General features: G+C 33.2%; 10 protein-coding genes. 8 read left to right on the top strand and 2 right to left on the bottom strand.

Annotation, left to right across the window (positions count from 1 at the left end; translation table 11 throughout):
- The first annotated feature begins 57 nt into the window (after positions 1-57).
- The 7 genes from ACH2CJ_RS18805 to ACH2CJ_RS18775 all read left to right on the top strand — a co-directional run bounded on the left by ACH2CJ_RS18805 (position 58) and on the right by ACH2CJ_RS18775 (position 5,434).
- Positions 58-462: a transposase gene (locus ACH2CJ_RS18805; RefSeq protein ID WP_394995237.1), complete on the top strand. Its 405-nt coding sequence runs from the start codon at positions 58-60 to the stop codon at positions 460-462.
- Positions 463-548: 86 nt separating this feature from the next.
- Positions 549-866, top strand: coding sequence for a transposase (locus tag ACH2CJ_RS18800; RefSeq protein WP_394995234.1), 318 nt, complete (start codon positions 549-551; stop codon positions 864-866).
- On the top strand, positions 850-1,122 hold the full coding sequence (locus ACH2CJ_RS18795) for a transposase (RefSeq protein WP_394995242.1): 273 nt from the start codon (positions 850-852) through the stop codon (positions 1,120-1,122). The genes ACH2CJ_RS18800 and ACH2CJ_RS18795 overlap by 17 nt, the downstream gene beginning before the upstream one ends.
- A gap of 156 nt (positions 1,123-1,278) precedes the next feature.
- Positions 1,279-3,174, top strand: coding sequence for a sialate O-acetylesterase (locus ACH2CJ_RS18790; RefSeq protein ID WP_394995231.1), 1,896 nt, complete (start codon positions 1,279-1,281; stop codon positions 3,172-3,174).
- Between the two features lie 3 nt (positions 3,175-3,177).
- Positions 3,178-3,885: a 16S rRNA (uracil(1498)-N(3))-methyltransferase gene (locus ACH2CJ_RS18785; RefSeq protein ID WP_394995229.1), complete on the top strand. Its 708-nt coding sequence runs from the start codon at positions 3,178-3,180 to the stop codon at positions 3,883-3,885.
- 1 nt (position 3,886) lies between these two features.
- Complete coding sequence (locus ACH2CJ_RS18780) at positions 3,887-4,546, top strand: DUF4159 domain-containing protein (protein WP_394995226.1); 660 nt, start codon at positions 3,887-3,889, stop codon at positions 4,544-4,546.
- A 147-nt stretch (positions 4,547-4,693) separates the two neighbouring features.
- Positions 4,694-5,434 (top strand): acyl-CoA desaturase, encoded by a 741-nt coding sequence (locus ACH2CJ_RS18775; protein ID WP_394995222.1) that lies wholly within the window; start codon positions 4,694-4,696, stop codon positions 5,432-5,434.
- Positions 5,435-5,575: 141 nt separating this feature from the next.
- Here ACH2CJ_RS18775 and gldC read toward each other — a convergent pair whose 3' ends face one another.
- The gene (gene gldC, locus ACH2CJ_RS18770) at positions 5,576-5,923 is read right to left on the bottom strand and encodes a gliding motility protein GldC (protein ID WP_394995220.1); all 348 of its coding nucleotides are present in this window, start codon (positions 5,921-5,923) and stop codon (positions 5,576-5,578) included.
- Between the two features lie 207 nt (positions 5,924-6,130).
- On the opposite strand from gldC, the gene rhaT reads away from it, so the two are divergent.
- Entirely contained in the window at positions 6,131-7,171 is a 1,041-nt protein-coding gene (gene rhaT / locus ACH2CJ_RS18765; RefSeq protein WP_394995218.1) for an L-rhamnose/proton symporter RhaT, read from the top strand.
- A 123-nt stretch (positions 7,172-7,294) separates the two neighbouring features.
- Here rhaT and ACH2CJ_RS18760 read toward each other — a convergent pair.
- A partial coding sequence (locus ACH2CJ_RS18760) for a DUF4197 family protein (protein WP_394995240.1) occupies positions 7,295-7,373 on the bottom strand: 79 nt, incomplete at its 5' end.

Genomic DNA, 7,373 nt, shown 5'->3' with positions numbered 1-7,373 from the left:
TTAAGTAGTTAAAATAATATAATCGACAAATTACTTTTAAATTTATACCTTTGTTTCATGGGCTATAAATATATTAAATTGACATTTGAGGAAGTTCTTACTTTGGAACAAGCAGTGAAGAATCATCCAAAATCTCATTTTCGCACACGCTGTGAATCACTTTTGCTAAGCAATAGAGGATACGATATAAAAAGTATTGCCGCTTTATTCCAAACACGTATTAACACCATAGGAACATGGTTTTCCAATTGGACAGACAAAGGTATAGTCGGCTTGCAAATTGTTACTGGTCGTGGACGAAAAGCTGATTTATCCACGGTTTCTGACACGTTAATGCAAGACATAAAGGAACAAATTGCTTTAAATCCTCAAGGATTAGACACCGTTTGCTTACAAATAAATCAAAAATGGGGGCTAAATTTATCAAAAGCTCAAGTTAAAAAATTTATAAAAAAAAATTAGGTTATAGGTGGCGACGTTTTCGTAAATGTATAAAAAAATGCCAAGACCCAGAAAAATATCAATCCATAGTTAATGAGTTATGTCAGTTGCTTTCATTAGAAGAGAGTGGTTATCTTAAAATTTATTATGGTGATGAATCTGGATTTTCGCTTGACCCATGTATTCCTTATGGCTGGCAACCCAAAGGTGAATATATCAAAATTGTACCTAAAAAGAGCCAAAGACTTAATGTATTTGGATTACTTTCAAAAGACAATCATTTGCAAGCCTATTCTACGACAGGAACTATTTGTGCTGATTTAGTAATTGCCTTTTTAGATGATTTTGCTGAAATAATTACGCAAAAAACAGTTGTTGTACTGATGGGGACGCCCAGTCAATGCAACGATTCATCATTCAGATGAATTCAAAAACAAAATTCAAGAGTGGAAGCAAAATGACCTTTATATATTTTTCTTACCAACATATAGTCCTCATCTCAACTTAATCGAAACTTTATGGCGGATGATTAAATACCGATGGCTCAAAGCACAAGATTATTTAGATTTTAATTCCCTTACTGATGCAATTGAAAACATTATAAATGATATTGGTAAAAATTTGAAAATTAATTTTAGTAAAATCAAGCATTTTACTAATTACAAATTGTCGATTATTTAAAAACAACTACTTAATTGATTAATTAGTAGCTTTTTGCTTGAAAGTGCGGCATATTTTTCTGAAAGTATCAAGCTTTTTTGTTTTTTTAATTGTAAAAAACATATTTGGCACGTTTTTTTCTATTTCCTAGTTATATTTAGATTACAAAAGAATACTGTGTCAATAAAATTCTGTTCAAAATATTGCCTTTTTCTACTGTTTAGCCTTCTTACAATAAGTTGGCACCGAGGTTTTACGCAAATAAGCTATCAAAAATTCCCCAAAAACAATCAAGTATTACAGAGAGATAACCAGAATGAGGCAGTTTTAGCTGTTAAAGGAATCGTTAATGAAAACGGTCATTCATCTGTTACATTGATAATTTTGCAAGGTGGAAATATTTTTTATCAAAATACTATTAATTTAGATGCTTCAAAAACCTTTGATTTTTCTCCTAAAATTAAAGCTGGCAAATATGACTACACTGTAAAACTTTATTTGGATGGTACAAGAGAAATGAAATCTGTTACCAAAGTTGCTGGTGGAGATATTTTCCTGATTTATGGACAATCGAACGCTTTGGGTACAGGCGGAATTGAAACTTATAGACCTGCATCAAATCCGCTTATTCGATATTTCGATACTTTTAATTATGATAATGGAGATAGTGAATGGTTTTTGCCTTTTGAAACTTTCCATTGGCCTGGCACAGGAGCAATGGAATTTATGCGTTTTTTATGTAACAAATATGAGTATCCTGTTGGGGTAATTCAAGCTTCTGTTGGTGGGTCAAATATTAAGGTCTTAAATGACCGAAACTCATCAAATCCAACAGATAAAAATACTGATTATGGCAAAATGCTTTTAAGAACTGATTTTAGCGATTTAAGAAATCAAATCAAATATATAATTTTTCGTCATGGAGAAACTGATGGTTCCTATCCAGTCGAATCGCAAGGATATGCTGCCGAGTTTGACAAACTTTACAAAAACTTAGTTATAGATTTTCCAAACCTTACAAAATTATATAATACGCAAGTTAATATTCTTACTCTTAACAATAGCAAGGCAGCGTCTTTACGTGATTTTCAAAGACGAACCAAATATTTGTACCCAAAAATAACAACGATGAGTACAGTAGGGACCATAGGATATGATGGACTTCACTATACTTTGGCGGGGTATAGCCAAACTGCTTTCGAGCTTTCAAGGATAGTAGGTAAAGAAGTTTATAATGATAATTTATCTGAGCAAGTTTATTCGCCCGATTTAAAAAGAGCTTTTTGGGAAAATAATAAATTAGTATTAGAATTTGATAATACCATGCAAATGGTCTATCCAAAAGATACTTCAGTTAATGGTTTTTTATATCAAATAAAGAATTTCATATACATTGATGGTAAAAATGATGTCGTACAATCAGGTGAAGCTATTGGTAATAAAATTTATTTGACCGTAGCAAATGCCGAAAATACCAAATTTGTTTCTTATTTGCCATCTTCTTACGGTAATTTTGGTTCGCAAGTTTATGATGGGGGTCATTTTAAAAATGCTTTAGGTATGAGAGCTTTTAGCTTTGATAATGTTGTGATTGGGGGAGATGGTCCTGTTATTCCACCAGATACGCCGATTAAACTAACACTTTTTGCAAACGAAGAGGTTATGGTAAAACTCAGCTGGAATGGTAATAGTCAAACCAAGTACCACATTGAGCGTTCGGTTGATAATTCAGATAGTTTTGGCGAGATTAGCACAGTTAACGGCGATAATTATTTTGATACACAAGTAAGTTTAGACAAAAAGTATTATTACCGTATTTATGCTGAAAACGCTTCTTCTACAAAATCAGGAATAAAAGAAATTACGCTCAAATGTCTTGAAAACATTAATTTGAAGACATTTCCTAATGTTTCTTATGTTGGGGCAAATATTTCTATTGCTGCAATCGTTACGATAAGTAATACAAAACAACTAACTTTGGAGGCTAAAAAATCAATTGATTTGAACCACGGTTTTGATGCTGTAGTTGGAAGTAATTTCACAGCAGAAATTGGGGGTTGCAAGAATAACTAAATAATGCTTCTTTTTTACCAACCTGAAATTCGGAACACCACTCGTGAAAAATCTCATCATTTTCTTAATGAAGAGGATTCACGTCATTGTGTGAAAGTATTGCGAAAAAACGCTAAAGATATTATACATATAGTTGACGGAATAGGTGGTTTGTATGAATGTGAAATTACAAAACCTCACGACAAGAAATGTGAATTTAGTATTATTTCGGAACAGAAAGACTTTCAAAAAAGAGAAGCTTACCTCCATATTGCGATTGCCCCGACCAAAAATGCAGACCGAATCGAATGGTTTATTGAAAAATGTGTTGAAATTGGTATTGATGAAATTTCACTAATTCTAACTAAACATTCGGAGCGAAAATTTCAGAAAACTGAGCGTCTCGAAAAAATTGCTATTTCGGCAATGAAGCAATCTTTGAAAGCCTATTTGCCCAAAATAAATGAGTTAGTCGATTTTGAAGTCTTTTTAAAGACAGTAAATCAAAACCAAAAACTGATTGCACACCTTACCGATAATGCCCAACCTTTGCTTAAATCGTTAAAACCTAACGCTTCCTATTGTTTATTAATTGGGCCTGAGGGTGATTTTGCTAAAAACGAGGTGATTGAAGCACAAAAGACTGGTTTTCAGGTAGTTACCCTCGGAAATTCAAGATTAAGGACAGAAACAGCAGGTGTAGTAGCTTGTACAATTATTAATTTATTGTAAAATGAAAAAAAATATAATATTAGCTCTCTTTTTATTATTTGGGGCAAACATATTTGCACAGCAACCAACTGTTAAAATTGCCAAATTAAAGTACAGTGGTGGCGGAGATTGGTATGCCAATAAAACTTCAATGCCTAACTTGATTAAGTTCTGCAATCAAAACCTAAAAATGAATCTTTTTCCAGATGAAGATATCATTGAAGTAGGCGATGTTAATATATTTCAATACCCTTTCATTCACATGACAGGGCATGGAAATGTTGTTTTTAGCGACGGAGAAGTTCAAAATCTAAGAAAATACCTCATCTCGGGTGGGTTTCTACATATTGATGATAACTATGGACTAAATAAATATATTCGTCGGGAAATGAAAAAAGTTTTTCCAGAATTAGAATTCGTGGAATTACCTTTTTCCCATCCTGTTTATCAGCAAAAATATAAATTTACAACTGGTTTACCCAAGGTTCACGAACACGATGGATTACCTCCACAAGGGTTTGGTTTGATTTGGCAAGGAAAATTGATTAGCTTCTTTAGTTATGAATGTGATTTGGGTAATGGCTGGGAAGATAGGGGCGTTTATAATGACGCCGAAGAGTCTCGTCAGAAAGCATTACAAATGGGAGCCAATTTAGTGCAGTATGCCTTTACAAATTATTGAAATTGTACAATTCAATGGGAGTATTTTGTACATTTTAAAGAACTTTCAAAATAGCACTAAAACAAGGCAACATTACACTTTAGTTTATTGTTTGACTGTTATATTTGCATTTTACAAATATTATTCACTTTCAAAAAATAATTAATAATGGTTGTTGCGTTATCGTTTTTTTTCGGGCATTGGTATTTGTCTTTGTTTAGTCAAACTTTCTTTTTGCACCGATATTCTGCTCATAAAATGTTCACAATGAATAAGTTTTGGGAGCGTTTTTTTTACTTGTTTACTTATATTACACAAGGATCTTCATTTCTGAATCCACGTTCTTACGCAATATTGCACCGTATGCACCACGCCTACAGCGATACCGAAAAAGACCCGCACTCGCCTCACCACACCGAAAACCTGTTTACGATGATGTGGAAAACAAAAGAAATCTATAGGGCTTTATTGAACTATAAATTTAAAATTGAAGAGCGTTTTGAGAAAGATTTACCAGAATGGAATATTATAGACAAAATTGGTGATAACTGGATTTCTCGTTTAGTTTGGGGTATTAGTTATATTGCTTTTTATGTGATTGGTTTTATGTACTTTGATGTACATTGGGGATTTTTCTTTTTGTTACCAATCCATTTTTTGATGGGGCCAATTCATGGAGCAATTGTCAATTGGAGTGGACATAAATATGGATACCAAAATTTTGATAACCATGACGAATCAAAAAATTCATTGATTTTTGATGTGTTAATGATGGGCGAATTATTTCAGAATAACCACCATAAACACCCAATGTCGAGTAATTTTGCTAAGAAATGGTATGAAATTGACCCAACTTATCCAGTAATTAAGTTATTAACTTGGACTAAAATTATTACTCCAAAAAAATAATTTAATTTTGATTATATGGGCGATTCGCTGATTTGGTGCTGAATTCTGAGTTTCTTTTTCTCAGAATTCAGTACCCTTTTTTTATATTTTGAAAAGAGTTTTTCTTTCAATTTAGAATTCAGAAGTATTATTGCTGCCTACTCAAACCGCAGGATTTTTTTTCTCTTCCTCATCAATGTGTCTCTTCAAACTACGACAAGTGCTTTCTAAAATCTCAATCATTTTTTTATCTCCTGTTGCATCGGCAACTAATTGAGCTACATTTCCTACAATATCTACCGCAAAATGTTTCATTTCTTCGACGGGCATTTCTTTTGTCCAAAGATTGATTCCAAGAAGTCCACGGTGATAATGATCCCAAACACTTATGGCAATTGCTCTACTTTCATTGATTCCCTCATTTGGATTTTCGGTAGCGTCCCAGAATATTTTTTCGGGAATTCGGTTGCTGTCAAGTTCGACAGAAAAATTAATTTCAGATTTGTTCATAAAATTTTACAATATCAGGTACTATTAAGAAATTGGTTTTTACCTTAGAAAGTTCAATTTGATTGTGATAAATTGAGAACTAAAAATATTTGACCCCATAACTTGCGTGAGAGTACAGGAAGGGATATTTTTGATTTTAGTATTATTTTGATATAAAGCATCACTCTTTTTGTATAAACAACAACTCTAAACTTAACCTAAACACTAATGAATGCACTTTTGGGTATTATTTTTCACTTTTTGGGTGGTTTCGCCTCAGGAAGTTTCTACATTCCTTTTAAAAACATTAAAAAATGGTCGTGGGAAAGTGGTTGGATTATTGGAGGAATTGCTTCTTGGATTTTAGCCCCTTGGATTTTTGGTTATTTAACTGTCGTAAATCTTATTCCAAGCATTCAAGCTGCCGATAGTCAGACAATTTTTTATACTGTACTTTTTGGAATCTTGTGGGGTTTTGGTGGGCTAACGTATGGTCTAACCATGAGATATTTAGGCGTTTCGCTCGGAGTTGCAGTTGCTTTAGGCTTTTGTGCAGCATTTGGCACACTTATCCCACCCATTTACGAAGGACGATTCGGAGAGTTAATTTCTACAAGTTCAGGTCAAGTAACATTATCAGGTGTTTTGGTTTGTGTAATAGGTATTTTTGTTTGTGGTAAAGCAGGAATGATGAAAGAAAAAGAACTTGATCAAGAAGCAAAACAAGAATCTATCAAAGAATTTGATTTGAAAAAGGGTTTATTGGTTGGAACTTTTTGTGGAATTATGAGTGCTTGCTTTGCTTTTGGACTTGCCGCTGGAGCTCCTATCGCAGCTCATGCTGAAGCAAATGGTACTGACTCACTTTTCAAGAACAATGCAATTTTGCCAGTCATTCTTTTGGGTGGTTTCTTAACAAACTTTATTTGGTGTATGATTTTAAATTTTAGAAATAAATCGTTTGGAGATTATCTTAATAAAGAAACACCGTTGAAAACGAACTATTTATGGGCATTGTTGGCAGGAGTTACATGGTATTTTCAATTCTTTTTTTATGGAATGGGGCAGTCAAAGTTAGGAAAATCACTTGATTTTGCATCTTGGACACTCCATATGGCATTTATTATTTTGGTAGGGACACTTTGGGGATTATTCTATAATGAATGGAAAGGTGTAAGCAAATCAACGATGAGAATGTTGTATTTTGGACTATTTTTAATCGTTTTTTCAACGGCTCTAATTGGGATGGGCAGTTTTTTTGTTCATTAATGCCGTTAGGTGCAATATGATTTTGTGCTATACACACCCGATATTACCCACATAAAAAAGATGGAAGATGTTTTTATTAAACATCTTCCATCTTTTTTATTGAGGATTATTACCAGCGAACTGTCAAGATGCTCCAAAAACTCTTTTCAAAATCTCCGAAGTTCGTGCCCATGGGTTTTCTCTGATTCTTGCTTCCTCCTCT

This window comes from Emticicia sp. (assembly GCF_043780375.1).
Taxonomy (GTDB): Bacteria; Bacteroidota; Bacteroidia; order Cytophagales; family Spirosomataceae; genus Emticicia.
The sequence above is the reverse complement of the archived record's forward strand: the minus strand, read 5'-3'. Positions and strand labels throughout refer to the sequence as shown.